The organism is Streptomyces sp. NPDC001002 (assembly GCF_053599215.1).
Genome location: NZ_JBSFLV010000002.1, coordinates 172,754 through 196,141, shown reverse-complemented (window position 1 = coordinate 196,141; position 23,388 = coordinate 172,754). Strand labels below are relative to the sequence as shown.

Sequence of the window (23,388 nt, the reverse complement as noted above, 5' to 3'; positions counted from 1 at the left end):
CGAGTCCCGTGAGTCCTGCGCGTCGAGAGGCGGCCCTGTAGGCGAGCGGCGGCCCACCGAAGCGGGCCGCGCCCTCGACCTCACATGTGCACCACGGGCGCCGCATCCGGGTCCGTGGCCGGCGCACCCCGCCGATAGAGGATCGCGCTGATGACGAGCCCCGCGGCGAAGAAGGCGGCCGACCACCAATAGGCGGTGGAGTAGCCCTCCAGACTCGCCTGCGCCAGGACGGCGGGGTCCTTGGGGTTCCTGCCGTCGAGGTAGTCGGTGACGGCGCTGGCGAAGAGGGTGTTGAGGAGGGCGGTGCCCAGGGAGCCGCCGACCTGCTGCATGGCGTTGACGGAGGCGGAGGCGACGCCCGAGTCCTCGGCGCGTACGCGGTCGACGGCCAGGCTCATGGCGGGGGCCATGACCAGGCCGAAGCCGAGGCCGGCCACGATCAGCGGAAGCATGATGTGGGTGGCGTACGAGCTGTCGAGGTCCAGACCCGTGAGCCAGACCATGCCGGCGGCGGCCACGCCCATGCCCACCGGCACGACCGGCTTGGGGCCGAAGCGGGGAACGAGGACAGTGGTGGCGGCGGTCGCCGCGACCATGAGCCCGGCGACCATGGGCAGGAAGGCAAGGCCGGTCTTCACCGGCGTGTAGCCGAGGGTCTGTTGCAGGTAGTAGGTGAGGAAGAGGAAGACCCCGAACATGCCGGCGCCGATGATCAGGATGGAGATGAAGGAGGCGCCGCGGTTGCGGTCCAGCAGGATGCGCAGGGGCAGCAGCGGGTGCGCGGCCTTGGTCTGCCACCAGGTGAACGCGGTCAGCAGGACGGTTCCGGCGACCAGGAAGCCCCAGGTCTGCGGGGAGCTCCAGTCGTGGCTCTCGGCGTTGGAGAAGCCGTAGACCAGGCAGAACAGGCCGCCGCCGACGAGGACGGCGCCGGGGATGTCGATCTTGGCGGTCCTGTCGCGACTGGTGCGCTGAAGCAGGATCACACCGCCGACGAAGGCGACGGCGGCGAAGGCGAGGTTGACGTAGAGGGTCCAGCGCCAGGTCAGGTACTCGGTCAGTACGCCGCCCAGCAGCAGGCCGATGGCGCCGCCGGCTCCGGCGATGGCGCCGTACACGCCGAAGGCCTTGGCGCGTTCCTTGGGGTCGGTGAACGTCACGGTCAGCAGGGACAGCGCGGCCGGGGCGAGAAGCGCGCCGAACAGGCCCTGCCCGGCCCGCGCGACGATCAGCATCTCGAAGCCGGTGGCGGCACCGCCGAGGGCGGACATGCCGGCGAAGCCGATCAGACCGACGAGGAAGGTCAGCTTGCGGCCGAACAGGTCGGCGATCCGGCCGCCGAGCAGCAGCAGGCTGCCGAAGGCGAGCGCGTAGGCGGTGACGACCCACTGCCGGTCACCGTCCGAGAAGCCCAGGTCCTGCTGCGCGGAGGGCAGTGCGATGTTCACGATCGTCGCGTCCAGGACGACCATGAGCTGGGCGACGCCGACGACGGCGAGGATCCACCAGCGGTGATGCGGGGGCGCGCCGGAGGGCGGGAGCGTGGACATGGTGGCAGCGCCGGACGCGCCGGTGGGGTGTTCGGGCATGACGGATCTCCAGAAGACGTGGACAGGAGGAAAGAACGTTCGGCGCACCCGGGAGGACAGCCTCTGACACCTGTCAGATTAGTTCTGTTCTGACAGGTGTCAAGTAAAGTGATCGTGGCTCCCGACCGATCGGGAGCCGGCCTGCGTCGCAGGATCGGAAAGCAGCAATCGGACCAGCAGCGAGGGAGTCAGCGGTGGAACCGCGAACCGCATCCGTACGCCGGCCGGGGCGCCCAGGTGCGGGCACTCCCGAGGTGCCCGCGGAGGAGAGCATCCTGGCGCGCGGGCTCGAAGCCTTCGCGGAGCTGGGCTACGACCATGCCTCCGCGCGCGAACTCGCCCGTCGCCTGGGCGTCAGCCACAACTTCATCAACGACAGGTACGGGTCCAAGGCGGCGTTCTGGCGTGCGGTGGTGGACGCGGCGGTGGGGCCGCATCTGGCGGGCATCCCGGAGGTGGATCCCTCGCTGGACGATGCCGAGCGGCTGCGGCAGATCATCATCGGCTTCTACCGGGCCGCGGCGGACACACCGCTGATCGCACGGCTCTTCCTCAGCGAGACCACGGCGGACAGCGAGCGGTTGGACTACCTGTACGAGACCTACCTCGCCGGGGTCCTAGAGACCATGGGGACCAGCATCGAGCGGCTCGTGGCCGCAGGACGCATGGCACCCATCCCTATGCACGTGCTGTTCTTCGCCATCGTCCCGCCCATCTCGGGAATGGTGCAGAAGCCGCTGGCCCGACGCCTGGGACGACCCGAGACCACCTCACCGGAACAGGTCACGGCCACGGCGGAGACACTGGCGACCCTGGTGATCAACGGCCTGCTCGGCACCGGCTCGACGGCTCGCGCCTGAACGCTCCTGCCGCAGAGGGGCCGTGCCGGACTCCTCATGAGTACGGTCGTGACGGACCGCCGTCGTCCCCTCCCGACACCGAAGGACCGGTCGGCGGGGCGACCACCAGCTCGGTGTCCGGGGCATGGTCGATCTGCGGCGGGCCGGCGACGATCATGGTGGCTCGGGCCCATGGCCGTTCCCGTGACATGAACGGCAGTTCCTCCAGGAGCCAGTTCGCCACGTGCTCCAACTGCTCCGGGGAGTCGCCGTCGCGGGCGGTCGTCGAGCGCTGTTGCTCGTCGAGGTCACCCTGCATCCACACCGAGGCGTCCAACCACGGGGCGAGTTCCGCGCGGATGATGCCCGTGCCCTCGACCCAGATGACGTCGGCACCGGCGGGGACGGTGATCGAACCGGGCCGGTCGTGGGTGATCCAGGCTTCAGGGCGGAAGTCCACCGCCTCGCCCCGGTGCAGGGGTCGCAGGACGTTCTCGACGAGCACGGCGCCCCAGTCGAAGCAGGCGTGGTTCCAGGCGATGTCGTCGGTGTGCACGACGGCGGAGTCGGGCACTGCCCTGCGCAGCCGCTCGGCCAGGGTTGTCTTGCCGGCGCCGCCCCGGCCGTCGATCGCGATCACCCGCGGACGTCCGCAGACGTCGGGTGACGCATCGCGCAGCTGCCGGACGGCGTCCAGCAGGGACACCACCCGCCAGCCGACCGCCTCGGTCTCCCCTGGGCGCAGATGCATCGACACCTCGTCGTCTCCGCCGGTCACCGGGATCCCGGCGACCTCATGGTCGAGAGGGGCCCGGGTGCGCGACCGGCCGTCATGGCCCTTCGACACTCACGCGCTTCCGCCCTCCTGCCGTTGCTTCAGCCAGGCCACACTCTGCGCGACCAGGTCGAAGATGTCCTCCCCTTCGGCGATCCCGTCCGCCTCGATGATGTGTACCCGGATCGAGTCGCGGCCCGCGTCGAGCGCGTCCGCCAGGGCCACCGAGCCCTGTCCGGCGGCGACTTGGGGTTCGCCGCGTACCGCCGGGCCGTCCTTCACGTGGACGAGTTCGACCCGCTCGCCGAGCCTGGCGACCACCTCGGCAGGAACCTGGCCCGCGGTCTGGGCCCAGTAGAGGTCGACCTCCGCAACGATCGACGGATCGAGGGCGTCCCACAGGACGTCGTAGCCGTAGCGGCCGTCGTCGAGCGGGGTCCACTCCCAGTAGTGGTTGTGGTAGCCGACCCGCAGGCCGTGGCCGGACGCCGCCTTGGCCAGGGCGTTGAACCGGTCGGCGTACCGGCGCACTCCGTCCGCCGAGACCAGAGCGTCGCGGGTGAATCCGGGCAGTGCCTCGGGGGTGGAGGCGACGGCGACGGGTACGCCCGCCTCGGCCATCTCCTCGAAGAACCAGCCGGGGTCCTCCGCGTCGGGCAGTCGGGCGTGGGCCGAGGAGACCGTGAGGCCGGCCGCGTCGATGTCGGCCTTCAGCGAGCGCGCCTCGGCGAGGCGCGCGGCACGGGTCAACTCGGTGCGGCCCAGGCGGAAGGGCTCCACCGACGTCACCCCGAGGTCGGCGATCCTGGCGAGCGTGGCGGGACGGTCCTCCAGGACGTTCATCAACGTGTAGAGCTGCAAGCCGATGGCCGGCATGCCAAGTTCCAATCTGTCGGGGCCGGTTGGTCACTTCACCGTCACTTCACCGCGCCGGCGGTGAAGCCCGTGATGAGGAAGCGCTGAAGCAGCAGGAATCCGGCGACCACCGGGAGGGACACGACCAGTGAGGCGGCCATGACCTGGTTCCAGTAGACGTTCGCCTCGGTGGAGTAGGCCTGCAGGCCCACGGCGAGGGTGCGGGTCTGGGTGTCGGTGAGCACCGAGGCGAAGAGCACTTCGCCCCAGGCCGTCATGAAGGCGTAGATGCACACGGCCACGATGCCGGGCGTCGCGGCGGGGACGATGATCTGGAGGAGGGTGCGCAGCGGGCCGGCGCCGTCCACCTTCGCCGCCTCGTCGAGGTCGCGCGGAACGGTGTCGAAGTATCCGACCAGCATCCACACCGCGAACGGCAGCGAGAAGGTCAGGTACGTGATGATGAGCCCGGTGCGGGTGCCCACTAGGTCGGTGCCGAGGTTCTGGTCGGCATAGACGAACAGCAGGTACAGCGGCAGCAGGAAGAGGATGCCGGGGAACATCTGGGTGGCCAGCACCGCCGACTTGAAGCTGCCGCTGCCGGGGAACTTCCAGCGGCTGAGCGCGTAGGAGGCGAAGACGGCCACCAGTACCGACAGCACGGTGGCGGACACGGCCACGATCAGCGAGTTGACGAAGTACTGGGCCAGCGGCACGGTGTGCCAGATGTCGATGAAGGACTGGATCGTCGGCGACGACGGGATCCAGGTGAACTCGCCCTGTACGTCGGGGAGTGTCTTCAGCGACGAGGCCAGCATGACGTACAGCGGAGCCAGGACGAACACCGACAGCAGCGTCAGCGTGACGTACCGGAAGACCCGGTAGCCCGGGGTGTCATGATTCATGGCCGGTCCTCCGGGTGAAGGCGAGATAGCAGGCGCTGACCAGCGCCAGGAACAGCAGGAGCAGCACGCTCATGGCCGAGCCGAGCCCGAAGTTCCAGGTGGCGAACGAGCTTTGGTAGATGTGCACGGAGATCAGGTCCCCGGCCGGCGGGGCCGAGCCGCCGAACAGGACGAACGGGGTGCTGAAGTCGTTGAAGGTGTGCAGGAACATCACCAGGACCAGCACCTTGTTGACCGAGGACAGCAGCGGCAGGGTGATCATCTGCAACTGCCGCCACGGGCCCGCTCCGTCGATGCTCGACGCCTCGTAGACCTCGCCCGGGATGGCCTGCATGCCGGCCATCAGGATCAGGAAGGCGAAGGGCCACATCCGCCAGATCGCGACGACGCACTCGGCCCAGAAGGCGTTCTGGCCGATCAGCCAGAACGGGTTGGAATCGATCAACCCGAGCTGGCCGAGCAGGTGGTTGAGCATGCCGTTGTCGCGCTGGAAGATGAAACGCCAGGTGATGACCGCGGTGTACGCGGGCAGTGCGTACGGCACGAGGAACAGGGTGCGCAGCAACCCCCGCCCGCGGAAGCTGCGTTGCAGCGCGAGCGCCGCCGCCATGCCGACGAGCCAGGCCCCGGTCAGGACCACGGCCGTGAAGCCGAGGGTGACGAAGAAGGACTGGGCCAGGGACTTGCCGGTGGGCCCGTCGAAGTCCAGGACGATCCTGAAGTTCCCGAGACCGGCGAAGGGCGCCTCCCACCAGTGGCTGATCTGATACTGCGTCACCCGCAGTCCGCTCATCGCGATGCCGAGCACGATGGGCACGAAGTGGATGAGCAGTTCGAGCGCCAGAGCGGGGAGGAGGAAGGCGTACGGGATCCAGCGGCGGCCGCGGCCCCGGAAGCGGCCTCCTCGCACGGATCGCTTCGGTGTGTCCGGGGCGCCGGGGCTCTCTCGTGTCCCGGAAGGAGTGATGACTGCCATCGTCCTGCTCCTAGCTACCGGCTTCGAGCTTCTGGTCGGCCGCGGTCATCTCGCTCTTGATCTTGTCCTTGCCGGGCTGCTTGCCGGTCGCGGTCTGTGCGGCGAAGGAGCTCATCGCCTGCCCGACCAGGGTCTCGAACTGCGCCTCTTCGGCGATCTGCGGAAGCGGTACGGCCCGGGAGTCGAGCGTCTCGCGGGCCACGGCCAGCGTGGGGGTGTCGAACGCCGGGTCCTTGGCGTCGGTGACCGAGGGCAGCGTCCCGTAGGTCTTGTTGAGGATCACCTGTTCCTCGGCGCTGGTCAGGAACTTCACGAACTGGGTGGAGCCGTCGAGGTTCCCGGTGTTCTTGAAGACCGCCACGTTGATGCCGCCGACGAACGAGCCGATGTCCTTGCCGCCCGCGACCGCAGGGTCCTGGGCCGGCACCGGGACGACGCCGTAGTCGTCCGTCGTCATCTTGTACTGGCCCAGGGTCAGGCCGGTCGACGACTGGGCGAGGATCATGCCGGCCTTGCCGGACGAGAAGTTCTGCAGGAGCGCGACCTTGTCGGTCATCTCGGCGTCGGACGGGTTGACGATGCCGTCCTTGCCGATCCAGGACAGCCACTGGTCGATCCCGTCGACCATGCCCGTGTCGTCGAACTTCGGGGTGTGGCCGTCGAAGACCTGGGCGCCGTGCTGGGTGCCGAGAATGAACGCCCAGTGCGCGGCGAACGAGGACGAGGCGCCCTGCATGCCAAGACCCCACTGGTCGGTCTTGCCGTCGTTGTTCGTGTCCTTGGTGAGCTTGCGGGCGTCGGCGACGAACTCGCTCCAGGTCTTCGGCGGCGAGCTGATGCCGGCGGCCTTGAACAGCTTCTTGTTGTAGAAGAGTTCGTACGAACTGGTGTAGAGCGGCAGGCTCGCCGGGTCCTTGCCGGTGGCACCGGTGGACTTCAACGCCGCGGGCAGGAAGCGGGATTCGCCGCCGACCTTGGCCAGCAGCTCCTTGTCCCACTCGACGAAGGCTCCGGTCGCCTGGAGCGACGCGGACCAGGTGTTGCCGATGTTCAGTACGTCCGGGCCCTTGCCGCTGGTCGTCGCCGCGAGGATGCGGTTGAGCAGGTCGGCCGAGGGGATGACTTCGAGTTTGACCTTGACGCCGGTCTGCTTGGTGAACTTGTCGATCTCCGGCTGGAGGACCTTCTTGTCCGCGTCGAGGCTGGTGCTCTGGTTGGTCGCCCAGTAGGTGATGGTCTTGTCACCGGAGGCGGAACCGGAGCCGCCGCCGCACGCTGTGACACCGGCGCCTGCCAGCGTCGCCGCAGCCGCGAGCGCGACTGCACGGGTTCTGCGCTGCATGGGATTTTCCTCTCAGGACGTGCGAGATCGATGGGAGTGGTGCACGGGTTCGGTGCCGGCGTGCGGGGCCGGAGAAGGTTCGGCAGGGTGGTTCAGGCGGTGAGATTCAGCCGGTGAGGTTCAGGCAGAGACGGACTGCGGGAGGGCCGCGGGCGCGGGCCGCTCGGTCCGGCTGGTGATGGGGCGGGCTCCGGCGGCGAACGTCGACTGCTCGATCGCTTCGAGCACTTCGAGGACGTGCAGCGCGAACTCGCCCGGGACACGCAGCGGTTGACCGCGCAGGGACTCGACGAGGTCGTTCACTCCGTGGCCGCGGAAGGGGCCGGCCTCGGGGGCGCGGGTGGGCGGGATGACCGGGGGGAGTTCGGACCAGTCCGCGTCCGTGCGGCGCTTGATGAGGACCGGGGCGTCATGGCGGTTCGGGTCGGGGATGTTCAGGGTGCCCTCGGTGCCGTAGACCTCGATGTGGGGCAGGGTCATGTCCCAGATGTCGAAGCTGTGGAGGGTGGAGACGATCGCGCCGGAGGCCGTGCGCAGGATGGCGGCGACGGTCGTGGGGACGGTGACCTCGACCTCGTCGACGACGCGGTCCGGGGTGGTCACGGTGATCCGGGGGCTCGGGATCGTGCTGGTGCCGACGACCTCGGCGACGGGTCCGAGCAGGTTGACCAGGGCGGCCACGTGGTAGGGGCCCCAGTCGAGGGTCGGGCCGCCGCCGGGCTGGAAGAAGAAGCCGGGGTTGGGGTGCTTGGCCTCGACCTTGGACGAGCGGACGAAGGACGTGGCGGCGAAGGGCGTGCCGATCAGGCCGCCGTCGATGGCGGCGCGTGCCGTCTGGCCCGCCGTGCCGAGGAAAGTGTCGGGGGCGCCGGCCAGCACGCGCCCGGCCGCCTTGGCCTGGGTCAGGTTCTCGCGGGCCAGGGCGACCGACGCGGCCAGGGGTTTCTCGCTGTAGACGTGCTTGCCCGCGGCGAGCGCGTCCCGCGTCACCTCCCAATGGGCCACGGGGGGCGTGATGTTGACGACGACGTCGACGTCCGGGTCCGCGTAGAGCTCGGCGGGCGTGCCGTACGCGGGGATGCCGTGCAGCTCGGCCTTGGCGCGGGCCCTGCCGACGTCGATGTCGGCCACCCTGATGAGGGGCAGATCGCCGTACCAGTTCAGGCCCCGGGCGTAGGCGTCGAAGACCATGCCTGCGCCGACGACGCCGATGCGTGCGCGAGGGGTTGATCGATTCACCGTGTCTCCCAGATCGCGGTCGAGCGGAGCGAGTCCGCCGGTGGATGAGACCGGATGTGCGAGACACGTCGGAAGCTAGCGGCAGCGGTGGAAGGCGGTAAAGAGCGCTGGTCCGCTGGGTGGACCGCCCTGCCGTCACGTCAGCTCATGGAGTACCGCGCGGAGCCAGGAAGCGCCCGATCCCGGTCGGCGAGAGCAGGTGCTCGATGCCGAGCACCATCGCCCCCACCGTCGACGCGTCCCGTCCCAAGTGGCTGCGGGTGATGGACAGTTCGCGGGTGGCGAGCGGCAGGGCGTGCCGGTACACCACGGCGCGCACCGCCGAGAGCAGGTCGTCGCTGGCCTCGACGACCTCGCCGCCGACGACGACGTGCCGGGGATTGAGCATGTGGATGCACAGGGCGATCACCTCGCCGAGTGCGGCGCCCGCGGCCCGCACCGGGTGCAGTGCGTCCGGCATGCCGTCGCGCAGGCGTGCGACGAACTCCCGCATCGCGGCACCGTCGTCCGTCATCTCGGCGGGTGGCTCACCGGCCGGAGCGAGGCCCCGCGCGAGCGCCGCGGTGGACGCCACGGCCTCGACGCAGCCGGCCTTTCCGCACCGGCACACGACCTCGTCGGCACCGGGGACCCGGATGTGCCCGATGTCTCCGGCCGCACCGTCGGCGCCCCGGTGCAGCGTCCCGTCGGCGAGCACGAACCCGGCGCCGATACCGGCGCCGACGGTCACGAACAGGACGGGCAACTGCTCGGGCGGAACCGTCCGTGCTTCACCGAGCGCCATGAGATTGACGTCGTTGTCCACCAGGACGGGGCAGCCGAGCACGCCCCCGAGCCGCTCGGCGACCGGGAAGGCGTCCCAGCCCGGCATGATCGGCGGGCGGACGGCCATACCCCGTGCCACGTCCACCGGGCCCGGCAGACCGACGACCAGGACACGGGGCCGGTCCGCCGGGACCTTCGCCTGTTCGAGCAGGTCGGCGAACTGCTCCACCAGCAGGGCCACGGTGGGTTCCGGCCCTTCGGACAGCGGCCAGGGGAAGGTCTCGTCCGCGAGCACCCGTTGGGTCAGATCGGTCACCACACAGCGCGTCGAGAAGGGGGCGAGGTCGGCGACGAGGACGACACCCGCGTCACCCGCGAGACTCAGCCGCAGCGCCGGCCGCCCCCGCCCTCCGCCGCCGGCGTCCTCCCCGTGCAACAGACCCGCGTCCACCAGGTCCTGCACCTGCGTGTGGATCGAGGATCGCGAGAGCCCCGTGAGCCGCGACAGGTCCAGGCGGTGGGACGCCTCGCCCGCCGCCACCAGCCGGGCGATCTGGCTGCGGACCGCGTCGGGATGACGGCGCGAGCCGTTGCCCGGGGCCCCCAGTCGTGCTGCCACGTTCGCTCCTTCAGTGAGGCCGACGACACCAACGGACGATTAATATTCCAGAAACGACAATATTCAAAGGGCTTTCCTGACGGAAGTCCGCCTCTTACTGTTGTCCGTGGATGAGGCCGGAACAGCGAGTTCCCGTACGGCAATTGCCGAAAGGATCTTGCATGGCTGCCCCGACCGGGCACACGCGCACCCCACGCGTCACCGAAACTCACATACGACGTCCACGCACCCCGCGCCCACGGATCGCCGTCATCGGCGCGGGAATGATCGCGGGAGTGCATGTCCGCAGCGCACGCGCGGCCGGCGCCGACGTGGCCGGCATCCTGGCCTCCTCGCCCGAGCGGAGCCGAGCGGCGGCACGCGACTGGCAGATCGACGTCGGCTACCCCGACGTCGACGCCGTCCTGAACGACGACCGCATCGACGTGGTCCACATCTGCACGCCCAACCATCTCCACGTCACCCAGGCCCGCGATGCGCTGCTCGCCGGCAAGCACGTCATCTGCGAGAAGCCGATCGCCACTTCGGCCGCCGATGCCCGATCGCTCGCCGACACTGCCGTGGCCTCGGGTCGGATCGCCACCGTGCCGTTCGTCTACCGCTACCACCCCGTGGTCCGCGAGCTGCGCGCCCGGGTGGCGGCCGGTGCCTTCGGTCCCTGGCAACTGCTGCACGGTTCGTATCTCCAGGACTGGTTGCTCTCGCCGGAGAGCACCAGTTGGCGGGTGGATCCGGTGGCCGGCGGCCCGTCGAGGGCCTTCGCGGACATCGGCTCGCACTGGTTCGACCTGGTGGAGTGGGTGGCCGGGGTCCGGATCGCCGAGGTACTGGCCGAGACGGCCACGACGGTGGCCGAACGACTCGACGCAGGCGGCCCTACATTTTCCGGCGCGCCGCTCCCCGGTTCCGTGCGTGTCCCGGTCACCACTGAGGACGCGGTCGGAGTGCTCGGTCGGACGACGGACGGGGTTCTGGTGTCCGCGACCGTCTCGCAGGTCTCGGCCGGCCGGAAGAACCGGCTGTGGTTCGAACTCGACGGCGCCGACGCGAGCGCCGTCTTCGACCAGGAGCTGCCCGAGTCCCTCTGGCTCGGCTACGGCGACCGCACCGAGACGGTGGTCCGCGACCCGTCGTCCAACGCCCGTGAGGCGGCCCGCCTCTCGCTCGTCCCCGCCGGACACGCCCAGGGCTACCTGGAGTGCTTCGAGAACTTCGTGAAGGACACCTACGCCGCCCTGCGCGGCGAGGCCCCGGACGGCCTGCCCACCGTGCAGGACGGCCTGCGGTCCGCCCACCTCGTCGACACCGTCCTGACCTCGGCCGACCGGCGCGCGTGGACCACGGTCCCCGGCTGACCGGCGCGTGTGCCCGCGACCGCGTCGACCCCACCCCTCTCACCGGAGGACCCCCGCCATGAAGCTCGGATTCCTGACCGCCTGCCTGCCCTCCCTGTCGCTGGACGAGATCGCCACCTGGGCCGCGGCCGAGGGCTACCAGGCCCTCGAAGTCGCGGTGTGGCCCGACACCGGCGGCCGCGACTTCGAGGCCTCCCACCTCCCCGTCGCGTCCTTCTCGGAGGCCGACGAGGACGCGACCGGCGAACTCCTGCACCGCACCGGCCTGGAGATCAGCTCCCTGGCCTACTACGAGAACAACCTCCATCCCGACCCCGCGACCCGGGCGGCGATCCGAACCCATCTCCGGCACGTGATCGACGTGGCGGCACGGCTGGGGGTGGAGTCGGTCGGCACGTTCATCGGGCGCGACCCGACGCTCTCCGTCGTGGAGAACCTGCGCGAGGGCGAGAAGGTCCTGCCCGAGCTGGTGGACTACGCGACGGATCGCGGCATCAAGATCGTGATCGAGAACTGTGTGATGGAGGGCTGGCACCCCGACGGCTACCCGGGCAATCTCGCCTACTCCCCCGAGCTGTGGGAGTGGATGTTCGGGCTCGACTTCTACCTCAACTGGGACCCCTCGCACCTGACGTGGATCGGCATCGACCCCCTCACGACGATCGAGCCGTACATCGACCGGATCGTCCACACCCAGGCCAAGGACGTGGAACTCTTCCCCGAAAGGCGCGACCGTTCCGGCTTCTTCGGCACCGTGCACAAGGGCGACAACCCCTGGGAGATGGGGTGGTGGCGCTACCGGGTACCCGGACTGGGCGAGGTGGACTGGCGGCGCATCATCGACCGCTTCCACGAACTCGGTTACGCCGGCACGGTCTCCGTGGAACACGAGGACCCCGTCTGGTCCGGAACCGAGGAGAAGGTGAAGCGGGGTCTGCGCATCGCCCACCAAACACTGCGACCGCTGATCGGCGAGTAGCCGACCCCGGCCCGAGCCCGATCAGGGGCTCGGTCGTCGAAGATCTCCACCATCCCGAAAAGAAGCTGTCACACGCGGACCGGAATCCCCCTCCGGGCGGCCGGGGTTGGCACTGGTATGACCGAACTCAGCGAAAAGACCGTCCAGCCCGCCGCGACCGACCTCCAGGCCTTCACCGAGGACTGGCTGGACTGGTACCGCGGGCAGGAGGAACGGCTCGCCGCTCCGCACGGATTCCTGGCCATCACCGACCTGCACTGGCTCGACGACCGGCCGCAGCGCTTCACGGACGCGCCGGGTGCCTGGTGGACCGACGCCGACGGGGTCGCCGTGGCGCTCGACGAGGGTGAGGAACTCGTCGTCGACGGCACGCCCGTGCGGGGCGAACACCGCTTCGGTGTGCTGCCCGAGCGCGGTGGCGTCAACGCCGTCTGGGGAGATGCCGTGATCGAGGTGGCCAAGCGCGGGGGATACGACATCATCCGCCCCCGGCACCCGGACGCGCCGCTGCGCACCGCCTTCGCCGGCACCCCCGCCTACGCACCGGACCCCCGCTGGGTGGTGACCGGTCGCTACACCGCCTTCGACGAACCGCGTCCGACGACGGTGGGCGCCGCGGTCGAGGGCCTTGAGCATGTGTACGACGCACCGGGCCGGGTCGAGTTCGAACTGGACGGGCGTCCCCTGGCCCTGACCGCGTTCCCGGGGCACGGCCCGGGCCAACTGGTGGTGCTCTTCACCGACGCCACCTCCGGCGTGACCACCTACGCGGCCAACCGCTCGCTCTCCCTCGACGCGCCGGCCGCCGACGGCACGGTCGTCCTGGATTTCAACCGCGCGGCGAACCTGCCGTGCGCCTACACCGACCTGGCCACCTGCCCGCTGCCGCCCACCGAGAACCGGCTGTCGGTGGCCATCGAGGCCGGTCTGAAGACGCCCCATGAGCGGGACGGGGACGAGGGCGGGGAAAAGGACGGGGTGGCCTGATCGGCGTACCGGGCGCCGTGAATCACCAAGGGCCGCACGGTAGTTCAGCGGCCTGCCTCGGCGATCCGGTCCCGTAGCGACGACCACACCACGGCCGGGGCGGGGCGTCGGTCCAGCCATTCGGCGGCGGCCCGCGCCCGTGCTCGTAGCTCCGGGTCGTGGAGCACCGCCTCCACCGCCGCTGTCAGTTTGGTCGGGTCGTCGCAGTCGACACCGGCGTCGAAGCCCGCGACGGCGGATGCCACGAGCGGCTCGTTCGCGAGGCCTGGACGGTTCGCTGTGCCGGGGACGAAGGCCAGGGGCAGGCCGCGCGAGAGTGCTGCCAGTGCGGTGCCCGGGTCGCCTGCCGTGACCACCGCCTGGACCCTGTCCAGCAGGTGCCCGATCGGGGCGAACCGCACGGCACGTACTCGGTCGGAGTCGCCCTCGATGTCCTCGGGGCTCAGGGTGAGACCGGTCGTGACCAGGGCATCGGCTCCGGCGTCGAGTACGCCGCGCACAGCCGTGTTGAGCGGCGTCACGTCGTCCACGACCGTGCCGAGGGTCACCAGCACGACCGGTCGCGCGCCGTCGAACGCCGGGATGTCAACCGCCGTGGAGGTGGTGCACGCGGCGGCTGTGATCGGGAGCGCGGTCTCCTGGTGCGCGGCGATCTGCTCGCTCTCCAGCCACTCCGGCCAGAGCTGGACGGTCGCCGTCCGGACGGGCAAGGGCAGTTGGCGCCGCTCCGCCGCGTTCGCGAGTCCGCCTTCCAGAGCCGCGTCGACGGCCGTGGCCGGGCTGTGCACGAAGGTCACCCACGGGATGCCGAGTTGCTGCGCGACCAGCGGGGCGACGTAGTCCCGCATCTCCGCGACGATGACGTCCGGGCGTTCGCCCCTGACTGTCTCGCACAGCCCGTCGAAGGCCAGGTCCGCGCGGGCCGTCGTGAACAGGGCGACGGTCCGGTCGAGCGGATCCCCGCTGTCGGCGGGGAGCTCGGGAAGCGGCACCCCTAGGGCCCGCATCGTCAAGTCGTCGGCCGCCGCGTGCAGTTCCTCCGCCGCGACGACCACCACCTCGTCCCCGGCTACGACGGCCGCCCGGGCCAGCGGAAGCATCGGCAGCAGATGGCCGTACGCGGGGAACGTCGTGAAGAGCGCTTTCATGGCAGCAGTGTCGTCCAGATCCGTCGAGCGGATACGCCGAAGTGCGCAATGGATACCGCTTGTCGTGCGGAATTCCTCCGAAGGGACTTGTGCGTGAAACGCCTTGCCCGAATAGGCAATTGATGAGGACCGAAAGGGCAGGCACGTCACGGAATCGTCAGCAATAGGCGGACCCGCAAAGGGAGTTCACCCCTACACTGCGGCATCGAGGGCCGAAGATCTGTCGACCGGCCCCGCAGATTCTGTACGCGCGAGGTTCCGGCGCATGGACTCGTACGGTCGCCGCGCCCACTCCCGCGCAACATGCTCAGAAATTCTTCTGGAGGTACATCAATGAAGCCAGTCAAGCGTGTGGTTCTCACCACCGCGGCTGTGGCCGTCGCGACCGTCGGCACGTTCCTGGGCGCGTCGGCCGGTCAGGCGGCGACCCCGCAGACCAGCCACCCCGTCGCCCCCGTCGACGTTCCCGACGCGCTGAAGGTCCCCGACGGCAACAAGCTCACCGGCGTCTTCTCCGCCGCCGGCGTCCAGACCTACACCTGCACCAACGGTGCCTGGACGCTGCTGGAGCCGGCCGCCACCCTGTGGGCCAAGAACGACCGCACCCACCGTTCCGTCGCCCTCCACTCCCGCGGCCCCGTCTGGGTCTCCACGGTGGACGGCAGCGCGGTCAACGGCAGTGCGATAGCCAACTCCCCCAAGACCGGCACCATCCCGGAGCTTCTCCTGAAGGCCACCGCCACTCGCGGCACCGGGACCTTCGCCGGCGTCTCCTACATCCAGCGCCTGAACACGGACGGCGGTGTCGCCCCCACCACGGCCTGCACCGGAACCGACCAGGTCAGCGTGAAGTACACCGCCACCTACGCGTTCTACAAGCCCGCGGCGTGACGAGCTAGGCGCTCACGGCGGCAGCGGTTTCCCGGACGATCCCGAGGGGGCCGCTGCCGCCGCTATGCTCAGCCCCGCTCGAACAGTTCGAGCTGACTGACCACCGGCGGACGTCGACACCGCCGCGAAGGAAACGTGAGAGAGCGCGTGTTATCCGAAGAGGGCGATCACCGGGCGACGACGAGTGCGCACCGCGGCTCGGGACGGCTGATCGCCGGGCGGTACCACCTCCACGAAGTCCTCGGCAGGGGCGGCATGGGCACCGTCTGGCGCGCCCACGACCAGCTCCTCGACCGCGCGGTCGCCGCCAAGGAACTGCACATCCTCACCGACGGCGACGAGGAGCACCGCATCCGGGTGCGCCGCGCGATCCGTGAGGCACGTGCGGTCGCCCGGGTGTCGCACCCGCACGTGGTGGGCGTCCACGACCTGGTCGAGTCCGAGGACCGGCTGTGGATCGTCATGGAACTCGTCGAGGGACCCTCGCTGGCCCAGCGGATCGCCGAGAGCGGACCGCTCACACCGCAGCACGCGGCCGGCCTGGGTGTGCAACTGCTCGACGCGCTGGAGGCCGTGCACGCGGCCGGCACCCTGCATCGTGACGTCAAACCCGCCAACGTCCTGCTGCGCCGCGACGACAACGCCGTCCTCACCGACTTCGGCATCGCGGCCCTGGACGACGGCGAGTTCCTGACGACCACCGGCGAACTGGTCGGCTCCCTGGAGTTCATGGCACCCGAGCGGGTGATGGGGACGGAGGCCGGCCCGCCCTCCGACCTGTGGTCACTCGGCGCGACCCTCGCCACGGTCGGCAGCGGCCGGTCCCCCTTCCGCCGGCCGGCCAGCCCGGCGACGCTGCACGCGGTGGCGTACGAGGAACCCGTCCTGTCCGAGCAACTCGGCCCGCTGTACCCGGTGGTTGAGGCGCTGCTGCGCAAATCCCCCGGCGAACGCCCGTCGATGGCCACCGCACGGGCCGCGCTGTGGCGCGTCGCCGCGGGCGACACGACGGCCGAGCCACTGCCGTCGCCGACGGTACGGGTATCGCCGCCCTCGCCCGCGTCGGCCGACGCGGACACGATGACCAGCGGCCGCCAACAGCCCGCCCCGGTCTGGGGAACCGTACCGACGGCGACGCACACCACTTCGCTCAAGCCCGTGCAAGAGGTGCCGGGACCGGCACCTCGATCGGGCTCAAAACTCTTCCTGCGGGCCTTCGTCGGTACGGCGGTGCTCGTGGCGGGTGTCGTCGGCGGACTGTTCCTCACCGGGACGCTGCCGCCCGAGGACGGGCCCGAGACGACGACCACCGGTTACGTCGTCAAGTCGGCGACCAGTTGGCAGCCGGTGACCGGAGTGACCGTCCAGCGGGGTGACCGGGTCACCGTACGGTTCGTCTCGGGGCAGTGGACGGCCGACTACCGCCACGTGCCCATGACCGGCCCGGCGGGCTACGACGCGACCAACGACAAGGTGCTCGCGGGTTCGGCGGGCTGCAAGATCAGGCCGGCATCCCCCTTCGGCAGCCTGCTGGCACGGCTCGTCGGCGACCAGGACTACCCGATCCACACCGTCGGCCGGAAGTTGACCTTCCGGGCAGCCGGGGACGGCACCCTCGAACTGGCGATGAACGACTTCGCCGGGCTCTGCTCCCAGGACAACAGGGGCACCCTGACCGTGGAGGTCGGCATCACGCGCGAACCGTGACCCGTCGGTGTCTCCCGCCTCACCGCGGGCTCATCGCGATGACCGCGTCCCGGCGGCTCAGCGCCCCGAGCGGCGACGCCCCGGTCGGGTCCGGGCTGCCGGAGATCCAGGTCGGGCCGTCGGCCAGATGAGTCAGCGCCTCCTCCGCCACGTCCCGCGGGTCGGCGAGGGCACCGAGGTGTTCGTCCTGGTCGCCGAGGAGCCGGCGCAGGGAGGGCGTGTCCGTGCGGCCCAGGACGAGTGCCAGGACGTCCACTCCCTGCCCGCGCCACTCCGCCCACAACGACTCGGCGAGGACCAGGCCGAAAGCCTTGGTGGCACCGTAGGTGGCACGGGTCGCGCCGCCGGCCCAGGCCGCCCCGGACGTCACGAGGACCACACCGCCGTGTCCCCGGTCGGCCATCGGGGCGCCGAAGTGGTGGACCGCTTCGAGGACGGTCACGCAGTTGCGGCGCACCAGATTCAGGTGGGCCGGCAGCTCGCGGTCCAGGAAGTCGTCGGTGCTGTCGTCGCTTCCGGCGTTGTAGACGAAGAGGCCGATCTCCAAGTCCGCGGTGGCCGCGCCGAGTTCGGCCACGGCGTCGGGTACGGCGAGATCGAGGGGGACGGTGCGGACCTGGACGCCGTACTCGACGGCGATGCTGTCCGCCAACTCCTTGAGCACGGGTACGCGTCGGGCCACCAGGACCACGTTGATCCCGCGCGCGGCCATCGCCCTGGCGAACGCGGCTCCCACACCGTCGGACCCTCCGGCGACGATGCCCCAAGGGCCGTACGAGCGCCCGAACTTGGCGGTGCTGGCAGTCATGATGGTCACTACCCTTCGTCAACTGTCGTTCGGACCCGGCGACTTGCGCAGCACGCGTTTCTCGACCGCCTCGGAGGTCAGTACGGTGCCGATGACTCCGAGGTCCACGCCAGCCCGGTCGGCGACCTCGCGGACCGTACCGATGTCCTTGCTCATCAGGTCGGCCAGCCGATCGGCGACCGAGTCGACGGACCCGCCGCGTGCGACGACTTGGAGGGCCCGGCTCGCCCCGCTGCCGTGCTGCAGCGCGGCCAGCACGGTCGACTCCCCCAGCCCCAGCGACTCCGCGAGCCGTACGGCGTCCACGGCCAGACCCACCTGGGCCACGAACAGGGCGTTGTTGACGAGCTTGAGCCGCTGCCCGTCACCGGTCGCGCCCACGTGCAGGACGGGTGAGGCGTACGTGTCGAGGAGCGGGCGCACCCGGTCCAGCGCGGTCTCGGCACCGCCGACCCACAGCGTGAGCCGACCGTCGCGGATGTCGTGCGGTCCGCCGGAGAGGGCCGCGTCCAGTACGTCGACGCTCCGCGCGGCGCCTGCCTCGGCGACGGCGCCGACGGTGGCCGGATCGCAGGTCGTGTGCTGGACGAGGATCGCGCCGGGGCGCATGGCCGCGACGGCTCCGTCCGGGCCCAGGCACACTTCGCGCACCTGCGCGTCCGTCAGGACGGTGACGAACACGGCGTGGGCGCCCTCGACCGTCGCCGCGACCGTGTCGGCGACGGTCAGGCCGTCGGCGGTCGCGGCGGCACGGGTACGGGAGGTGCGGGCGTGGACGGTGACGTCGTGTCCGGCGGCCGTCAGCCGGTCGATCATGGGCCGACCCATGCGGCCGGGTCCGATGAATCCGATCCTCACTTCGCCTCCTTGGAGCCTGGGTTGGCGTCGGGGACGGGGTCCGGGTCGGAGTCGGGACCGGAGGCCGAATCGGCCGCCGGTGCCAGCAACTCCCGATGCGCGGCGGTGCCGTCGAGGTTCGCGTTGACGCGTTCGACGACACGCCAGCCATCCGCCGTACGCGCCCAGCGCCAGGTGTTGGCCGACACCCGGGCCACCCAGAAGCGGTCGGCGTCCGGGTCCCAGCGGATGTTGAGGGCGTAGCCGCGGCCCGTGGCCCGGTCGCCGTCGACCTGGATGTGCGGCACGGTCAGTACGTGCGCCGCGCCGTTGCTGATCAGGTGCTGGTGGCCGGTGCCGTGGACCATGCCGCTGATGCCTTCGTGACCGTGCATCGTGAAGTGGCCGACGACGTCGAAGACGCCGTCCCGCGTCCACAGTTCGGCCGCCGCCTCGCCCGAGCCGCTGTCGACCGCCGGACCGTACTGGGCGACCAGCTGGGCGATCTCCGCCTGGTCCTCCAGCGCGCGGACCTTCTGGGTCAACTCCTCGACGGCGGAAAGGAGTTCCTCGATCTGGTTGATCTCGCTCACGATGTGCGGCCCCTTTCCCGGGTCACGGCACGACGACGATCCGGGCCGGCGCGTCCGCAGCACGCGCAGCGTCGAGAGCAGTGGGCACCTCGTCGAGCCCGACCGTCCGGCCCAGCATCGGCCGGACGTCGAGGCGCCCCGAACAGACCGCGTCGAACGCCTCGTTCCAGTGGTCCGGCGTCGGCCCGCCGCCGAACTGGATGCCGATGCCCTTGCGTTTGGCGGTGAGGGTGTGGAGCACATCGCCCTGGGGCGGGCCGCCCATGGAGAAGATCCGGGTGCCCCTCGTGCTCCCCTTGATGATCGAGTCGAGTACGCCGGGCAGCCCGACGCACTCGAAGACGACGCACCCCACGTCACCGGCCCCGGCCGCCTCCCGCCACGCCTCGTACGGCGACACCTCGGCGGGGTCCACGACCACATCGGCACCCATCGCGGCGGCCGTGCGCCGACGCGAGGCCACGAGGTCGGCCGCGACGACGGGGCCGACGCCAAGTGACCGCAGGGCGGCGACGGTTGAGAGACCGATGGCGCCGCAGCCGATGACCAGCGGGACCTCCCGTGCGGTCGATCGGGCACGGGAAGCGGCCGACCAGCCGACGGCGATCGCGTCGGCGACGCAGACGAGTTCGCTGGGCAGGTCGGACGCGACCGGGCGGGTCAACGCCTCGGTGAGGAGGAACAACTCGCCGAAGCCGCCCGGCGATTCGGGATTCTGTCCGATGATCCGCCGACCGCCGGGCACGACCAGGATCGGCAGGGAGCTCACCCGGGCGCCCACGGGGATGCGCCGTTCCGTGCCGGGACCGTGGCCGACGATCTCGGCGCAGTACTCGTGGCCCATGACGATGTCGACGTCCTGGTCGTAGGTCGACATGCCGCTGTCGTCGTCGAGGCCGGCCTCCGGGTGGTCCATGAAGTGCAGGTCGGACGCGCAGATCCCGCAGGCCAGCGAGCGGACGAGCAGCTGACCCGGGCCGGGGACGGGGTCCTCGATCGTCCTCGCCCGCACCGTCTTGTTCCGCAGCACGGCAGCACGCATGGGCCACTCCTCGATGGGGGCGTGCGGGGCACTCGCGTCCCGGGGAGCCGGTGTCCTCGAACTCCGGTGTCCCTGGCGGGTGTTGCCTTCGGACTCTAGCCACAACGTCGTATTTATAGAAGACCGTCTCCTGAAATTAGCTACCGGCGAGGGGCCCACCTGGGCCGTTACCATGACACCCGTGGCAGACACCGGACGACGCCCTGGCCGCCCGCGCGACACGACGATCGACGAGCGGGCGCTCGCCGCGACGCGCGAGTTGCTGGTGAGCCGAGGGTTCGAGGCGACGACGATCCAGTCCGTCGCCGAGCACGCGGGGGTGCACTCGTCCGCGCTGTACCGGCGCTGGCCCTCCCGTATCGAGCTCATCGCGGAGGCCACCTTTCCCGGCCTCGACCAGCACGCCGTCGAGCCGACCGGTGAACTCCGCGCCGATCTACGGCGGTTCGCGCGGGCCTACCTGGCCGCCTTCACCACCCCCGTGGCGCGAGCGGCCGCAGCCGGGCTGCTGGCGCACAACCAGTCCTCGTCCCGGCCGCGTTCACCCGAACTGACCCTGAGGGTCTCGGCCCGCCCCCAGTTCCACGCCATCCTGCGGGCGGCGCCGACCGAGTCCGTCGACCCCGCCGTCGACCCGGACGACGTCTTCGACATGCTCCTCGGCGCGATCCTGGCCCGCGTCCTGCTGCCCGGCGCCACGGCCCGCCGCACTCCTGTCGAGCGGACCGTGGACCTGATCATCCGCCTGCTCACACCTGCGAGTTGAGAGCCGCGATCCGCACAGGCACGCGGATCAGCTCAGGTCGGACAGCGACTTGCCGACGTCCGCCAGAGTCTTCGGCCTGCCGTAGTCGCCCTTGTACTTGTAGACGGGCGCGTCGCAGCGGTAGGCGCCGTCGTCGGGCTGGAAGTCGGCCGCCCGCCAGCCCTTCGCCGTCGCCTCGACGATGGAGTAGCACTTGGGCGGGATGTCGTTCCGGCTCAGATCGGCCGGCGCCTGCAACCCGCCGCCGGTCCACGCCGTCTGCTTGATCGCGTTGCCGTAGACGCACTTGCGCGTCACCGTGGCGCAGTCGCGGGCGGCGGTGGCGAACAGCAGCCAGGCCGAGAAGGCGCGCAGCACCGGGTAGGTGACCGCGCTGTCGGGGGCGTACTTCTTGAACAGGTCGATGACCTGCTGGGTCGCCGGGTTGGCGGCGGCGCTCTCCAGCGGTGCGGTGGCGGACAGTTCGGCGTAGTTGTGCTGCTTGGCCAGGGCGGGACCGGCGAGTTGGAGGAACGCCGGACCGTAGGCGTTGCTGTTGGGGTCGATCCAGTCGGGGGCGTAGTCGAGGGTGCTGAGCGCCTGCTCCAGTTTGGCGAGGCTCGCGGGGTCGCCCAGGAAGACCAGGCCCCTGACGCCCTTGCTCTTGATGGACTGGGCGTAGGGCGTCCAGTCGGAGACGCCTGCCGCCGGGTAGAGGTCGTTGTAGGTGACCTTGCCGCCGAGTCCAGCGATGGCTTCCCTGTACTGGGCGGCGAACACCTTGCTGACCGGGCTGTCGCCGGCGATGATGCCGACCTTCTGTGCCGAGTCCGGGTACTTGTCCTTCAGTAACCAGGTATAGAAGCCGGCGTAGGGGAAGTAGCCGACGCCCGCGCCGGTGGCCAGGACCTGGAGGTCGGAGCCGACGGCCTGGGTGGACTGGGCCGGGAAGTCGGGCAGCAGGCATTTCAGCCGGTCCGTCACGCCCAGGCCGTCCAGTGCGGAGCCGCCGCCGACCAGCGCGAAGTCGGTCTTGCAGGCGGCCAGGACGCCCTCGCGGGCCTGGAGCAGCTTGGTGTCGTGGGTGACGGGGACGAGCTTGCGGCCGTTGATCCCGCCCGCGTCGTTGCACCAGGAGGTGAACACCTTGGCGGCGTCCGGGAATTCGGAGTTCTTGGTGAAGCCGATGTCGGACATGACGCCGACCTGGATCGATGTGTCGGTGACGCCCTGGACCTCGGCGGGCTTGGCGGTGCCCGGACCGCAGACGTCCTTGAGCGTGCCGAAGGTGGCCGACGCCGGGGAGGCGCCCGCGGCCGGAGTGGCGCTTTCGTCCTTGGCGCCCTCGTCGTCGGAATGGCCGGAGCAGCCGGCCAGTAGTACCGCGGCGGCGGTGACCGCGCCCATCAGGAGCCTGCGCAAGGTGCCTCCTCGGGGAGGTTCGGACGGCGCCGAAAGGCTTCGACTCGTCGCGCGGAAAGTACATTCTCCAAATGGGCCAATCAAGTCCTCACACAAGAGAATCTGATACTCCCTGGCCGAAGGCTCCCGCCGACCGTTGCCCCGCGCACTTGGGCCAGGTCGTGGCCGGATCTCAACTCCCCGCAGATTCCGGCTCGTTGACGGGTACCCATCTCTCACACGACGACGTGGACAGGGGTGGGGGGAGCTGGCCGCGATGGCGCAGGCGGAGGAGCACTCGGCGATGGGCCGGTCGAACTGGGCCCGGCGCCGGCAGACCGTACGTGAGTTACGCAGGTCGGGGCGGTACGGTCCCCGGTTCCGCGATGTCCTGTCCGGACTCACGGGACTCGTGATCGTCGTCTGCGCCGGCGTCACGGCGCTGGCCCTGTCGTATCGCGCGTTCGGCCCGGTCGCCCCCGCCGCGATCCTCGTCCTGCTCATGCTCATCGCCGTCACCGTCCACCGTCGGCGCCGCCCGCTGGCCCGCCGCCGGCGCGGCTACTACACGCCGGAGGAGCTGACCGAACTCGATGTGCAGGAGCTGGTGCTCGCCGTGGCGCGGATGCTGCGCAGGGACGGCTGGCGGGTACTGCCGCTGCCCGCGCAGGACCGGCCCGCGCTGGCCGCCCGCGACGACCAGGGACGGCTGCTCGTCGTGGGGTTCCGCCCGGTGGCCGAGCCGTTGCCCGACGAGGAACCGGTCTGGCGCCGTCGCTCCAAGGGCCGCGGCAAGGCGGGCCCCGACCTCCGTCTCGTCGTGCACCGGGGAACGTTCGCCGCGCGGGACGTCCGCTGGGCGGCCCGCCAGGGCCATGTCCACCTCATCGACGGACCCCGCCTGGAGCGCTGGGCCCACGGCACCCCGCTGTACGACCTCGGAGACACCCCGACGGCACGCGCCCTGCCCGATTCCTGAGGCCGCCCCGCC

General features: G+C 70.5%; 22 protein-coding genes. 8 read left to right on the top strand and 14 right to left on the bottom strand.

Annotated features, from left to right (window positions below; genetic code table 11):
* Positions 1-80 precede the first annotated feature (80 nt).
* Positions 81-1,550: an MFS transporter gene (locus ACWDR3_RS02250; protein WP_450350112.1), complete on the bottom strand. Its 1,470-nt coding sequence runs from the start codon at positions 1,548-1,550 to the stop codon at positions 81-83.
* 233 nt (positions 1,551-1,783) lie between these two features.
* Between ACWDR3_RS02250 and ACWDR3_RS02245 the strand changes: the two genes are divergently transcribed.
* Positions 1,784-2,449, top strand: a complete 666-nt coding sequence (locus ACWDR3_RS02245; protein ID WP_450350055.1) for a TetR/AcrR family transcriptional regulator — start codon at positions 1,784-1,786, stop codon at positions 2,447-2,449.
* Between the two features lie 34 nt (positions 2,450-2,483).
* On the opposite strand, the gene ACWDR3_RS02240 is transcribed toward ACWDR3_RS02245, so the two are convergent.
* The 7 genes from ACWDR3_RS02240 to ACWDR3_RS02210 all read right to left on the bottom strand — a co-directional run bounded on the left by ACWDR3_RS02240 (position 2,484) and on the right by ACWDR3_RS02210 (position 9,904).
* Entirely contained in the window at positions 2,484-3,275 is a 792-nt protein-coding gene (locus ACWDR3_RS02240; protein ID WP_450350053.1) for a uridine kinase family protein, read from the bottom strand.
* Positions 3,276-4,079 carry a sugar phosphate isomerase/epimerase family protein gene (locus ACWDR3_RS02235; RefSeq protein WP_450350051.1) on the bottom strand — a complete coding sequence of 268 codons (804 nt, stop codon included), beginning with the start codon at positions 4,077-4,079 and terminating at the stop codon, positions 3,276-3,278.
* Between the two features lie 41 nt (positions 4,080-4,120).
* On the bottom strand, positions 4,121-4,963 hold the full coding sequence (locus ACWDR3_RS02230; RefSeq protein WP_450350050.1) for a carbohydrate ABC transporter permease: 843 nt from the start codon (positions 4,961-4,963) through the stop codon (positions 4,121-4,123).
* A complete protein-coding gene (locus ACWDR3_RS02225; RefSeq protein ID WP_450350049.1) occupies positions 4,953-5,939 on the bottom strand; it encodes a carbohydrate ABC transporter permease in 987 nt (328 codons plus the stop codon). The genes ACWDR3_RS02230 and ACWDR3_RS02225 overlap by 11 nt, the downstream gene beginning before the upstream one ends.
* A 10-nt stretch (positions 5,940-5,949) precedes the next feature.
* On the bottom strand, positions 5,950-7,281 hold the full coding sequence (locus tag ACWDR3_RS02220) for an ABC transporter substrate-binding protein (RefSeq protein WP_450350047.1): 1,332 nt from the start codon (positions 7,279-7,281) through the stop codon (positions 5,950-5,952).
* A 120-nt stretch (positions 7,282-7,401) separates the two neighbouring features.
* A complete protein-coding gene (locus tag ACWDR3_RS02215) occupies positions 7,402-8,520 on the bottom strand; it encodes a Gfo/Idh/MocA family protein (RefSeq protein WP_450350046.1) in 1,119 nt (372 codons plus the stop codon).
* Between the two features lie 145 nt (positions 8,521-8,665).
* Entirely contained in the window at positions 8,666-9,904 is a 1,239-nt protein-coding gene (locus tag ACWDR3_RS02210; protein WP_450350044.1) for an ROK family protein, read from the bottom strand.
* 161 nt (positions 9,905-10,065) lie between these two features.
* Here ACWDR3_RS02210 and ACWDR3_RS02205 point away from each other — a divergent pair, with 161 nt between their 5' ends.
* From ACWDR3_RS02205 to ACWDR3_RS02195, 3 genes are all read left to right on the top strand, one after another.
* Positions 10,066-11,259: a Gfo/Idh/MocA family protein gene (locus ACWDR3_RS02205; RefSeq protein ID WP_450350043.1), complete on the top strand. Its 1,194-nt coding sequence runs from the start codon at positions 10,066-10,068 to the stop codon at positions 11,257-11,259.
* Positions 11,260-11,317: 58 nt separating this feature from the next.
* Positions 11,318-12,238, top strand: coding sequence for a sugar phosphate isomerase/epimerase family protein (locus ACWDR3_RS02200; RefSeq protein ID WP_450350041.1), 921 nt, complete (start codon positions 11,318-11,320; stop codon positions 12,236-12,238).
* 117 nt (positions 12,239-12,355) lie between these two features.
* On the top strand, positions 12,356-13,225 hold the full coding sequence (locus ACWDR3_RS02195) for a DUF1684 domain-containing protein (protein ID WP_450350040.1): 870 nt from the start codon (positions 12,356-12,358) through the stop codon (positions 13,223-13,225).
* Positions 13,226-13,269: 44 nt separating this feature from the next.
* Here the strand turns inward: ACWDR3_RS02195 and ACWDR3_RS02190 are convergent, their stop codons facing one another.
* Positions 13,270-14,373, bottom strand: coding sequence for a glycosyltransferase (locus ACWDR3_RS02190; RefSeq protein ID WP_450350038.1), 1,104 nt, complete (start codon positions 14,371-14,373; stop codon positions 13,270-13,272).
* Between the two features lie 333 nt (positions 14,374-14,706).
* Here ACWDR3_RS02190 and ACWDR3_RS02185 point away from each other — a divergent pair, with 333 nt between their 5' ends.
* Positions 14,707-15,264, top strand: coding sequence for a DUF3455 domain-containing protein (locus tag ACWDR3_RS02185; RefSeq protein WP_450350036.1), 558 nt, complete (start codon positions 14,707-14,709; stop codon positions 15,262-15,264).
* 147 nt (positions 15,265-15,411) lie between these two features.
* Positions 15,412-16,971: a serine/threonine-protein kinase gene (locus tag ACWDR3_RS02180; RefSeq protein ID WP_450350034.1), complete on the top strand. Its 1,560-nt coding sequence runs from the start codon at positions 15,412-15,414 to the stop codon at positions 16,969-16,971.
* 19 nt (positions 16,972-16,990) lie between these two features.
* Here the strand turns inward: ACWDR3_RS02180 and ACWDR3_RS02175 are convergent, their stop codons facing one another.
* Genes ACWDR3_RS02175 through ACWDR3_RS02160 form a run of 4 tightly spaced genes read right to left on the bottom strand, consistent with a single transcriptional unit; the run spans position 16,991 to position 20,251 of the window.
* On the bottom strand, positions 16,991-17,779 hold the full coding sequence (locus tag ACWDR3_RS02175; protein WP_450350033.1) for an SDR family NAD(P)-dependent oxidoreductase: 789 nt from the start codon (positions 17,777-17,779) through the stop codon (positions 16,991-16,993).
* 18 nt (positions 17,780-17,797) lie between these two features.
* Positions 17,798-18,637: an NAD(P)-dependent oxidoreductase gene (locus tag ACWDR3_RS02170; protein ID WP_450350031.1), complete on the bottom strand. Its 840-nt coding sequence runs from the start codon at positions 18,635-18,637 to the stop codon at positions 17,798-17,800.
* On the bottom strand, positions 18,634-19,209 hold the full coding sequence (locus ACWDR3_RS02165) for a nuclear transport factor 2 family protein (RefSeq protein WP_450350029.1): 576 nt from the start codon (positions 19,207-19,209) through the stop codon (positions 18,634-18,636). The genes ACWDR3_RS02170 and ACWDR3_RS02165 overlap by 4 nt, the downstream gene beginning before the upstream one ends.
* 22 nt (positions 19,210-19,231) lie before the next feature.
* Positions 19,232-20,251 carry a zinc-binding dehydrogenase gene (locus ACWDR3_RS02160; protein ID WP_450350027.1) on the bottom strand — a complete coding sequence of 340 codons (1,020 nt, stop codon included), beginning with the start codon at positions 20,249-20,251 and terminating at the stop codon, positions 19,232-19,234.
* A gap of 181 nt (positions 20,252-20,432) precedes the next feature.
* Between ACWDR3_RS02160 and ACWDR3_RS02155 the strand changes: the two genes are divergently transcribed.
* Entirely contained in the window at positions 20,433-21,017 is a 585-nt protein-coding gene (locus ACWDR3_RS02155; protein ID WP_450350025.1) for a TetR/AcrR family transcriptional regulator, read from the top strand.
* A gap of 27 nt (positions 21,018-21,044) precedes the next feature.
* Here ACWDR3_RS02155 and ACWDR3_RS02150 read toward each other — a convergent pair whose 3' ends face one another.
* Positions 21,045-22,418, bottom strand: a complete 1,374-nt coding sequence (locus ACWDR3_RS02150) for an ABC transporter substrate-binding protein (RefSeq protein WP_450350024.1) — start codon at positions 22,416-22,418, stop codon at positions 21,045-21,047.
* A 256-nt stretch (positions 22,419-22,674) separates the two neighbouring features.
* On the opposite strand from ACWDR3_RS02150, the gene ACWDR3_RS02145 reads away from it, so the two are divergent.
* Positions 22,675-23,376: a hypothetical protein gene (locus ACWDR3_RS02145; protein ID WP_450350022.1), complete on the top strand. Its 702-nt coding sequence runs from the start codon at positions 22,675-22,677 to the stop codon at positions 23,374-23,376.
* Positions 23,377-23,388: the final 12 nt, after the last annotated feature.

Excerpts from the sequence above, each read along its gene's own strand:
- ACWDR3_RS02250 (WP_450350112.1), bottom strand. The coding sequence starts at position 1,550 with ATGTCCACGCTCCCGCCCTCCGGCGCGCCCCCGCATCACCGCTGGTGG.
- ACWDR3_RS02235 (WP_450350051.1), bottom strand. The coding sequence starts at position 4,079 with ATGCCGGCCATCGGCTTGCAGCTCTACACGTTGATGAACGTCCTGGAG.
- ACWDR3_RS02230 (WP_450350050.1), bottom strand. The coding sequence starts at position 4,963 with ATGAATCATGACACCCCGGGCTACCGGGTCTTCCGGTACGTCACGCTG.
- ACWDR3_RS02225 (WP_450350049.1), bottom strand. The coding sequence starts at position 5,939 with ATGGCAGTCATCACTCCTTCCGGGACACGAGAGAGCCCCGGCGCCCCG.
- ACWDR3_RS02220 (WP_450350047.1), bottom strand. The coding sequence starts at position 7,281 with ATGCAGCGCAGAACCCGTGCAGTCGCGCTCGCGGCTGCGGCGACGCTG.
- ACWDR3_RS02205 (WP_450350043.1), top strand. The coding sequence starts at position 10,066 with ATGGCTGCCCCGACCGGGCACACGCGCACCCCACGCGTCACCGAAACT.
- ACWDR3_RS02200 (WP_450350041.1), top strand. The coding sequence starts at position 11,318 with ATGAAGCTCGGATTCCTGACCGCCTGCCTGCCCTCCCTGTCGCTGGAC.
- ACWDR3_RS02195 (WP_450350040.1), top strand. The coding sequence starts at position 12,356 with ATGACCGAACTCAGCGAAAAGACCGTCCAGCCCGCCGCGACCGACCTC.
- ACWDR3_RS02190 (WP_450350038.1), bottom strand. The coding sequence starts at position 14,373 with ATGAAAGCGCTCTTCACGACGTTCCCCGCGTACGGCCATCTGCTGCCG.
- ACWDR3_RS02185 (WP_450350036.1), top strand. The coding sequence starts at position 14,707 with ATGAAGCCAGTCAAGCGTGTGGTTCTCACCACCGCGGCTGTGGCCGTC.
- ACWDR3_RS02175 (WP_450350033.1), bottom strand. The coding sequence starts at position 17,779 with ATGACTGCCAGCACCGCCAAGTTCGGGCGCTCGTACGGCCCTTGGGGC.
- ACWDR3_RS02160 (WP_450350027.1), bottom strand. The coding sequence starts at position 20,251 with ATGCGTGCTGCCGTGCTGCGGAACAAGACGGTGCGGGCGAGGACGATC.
- ACWDR3_RS02145 (WP_450350022.1), top strand. The coding sequence starts at position 22,675 with ATGGCGCAGGCGGAGGAGCACTCGGCGATGGGCCGGTCGAACTGGGCC.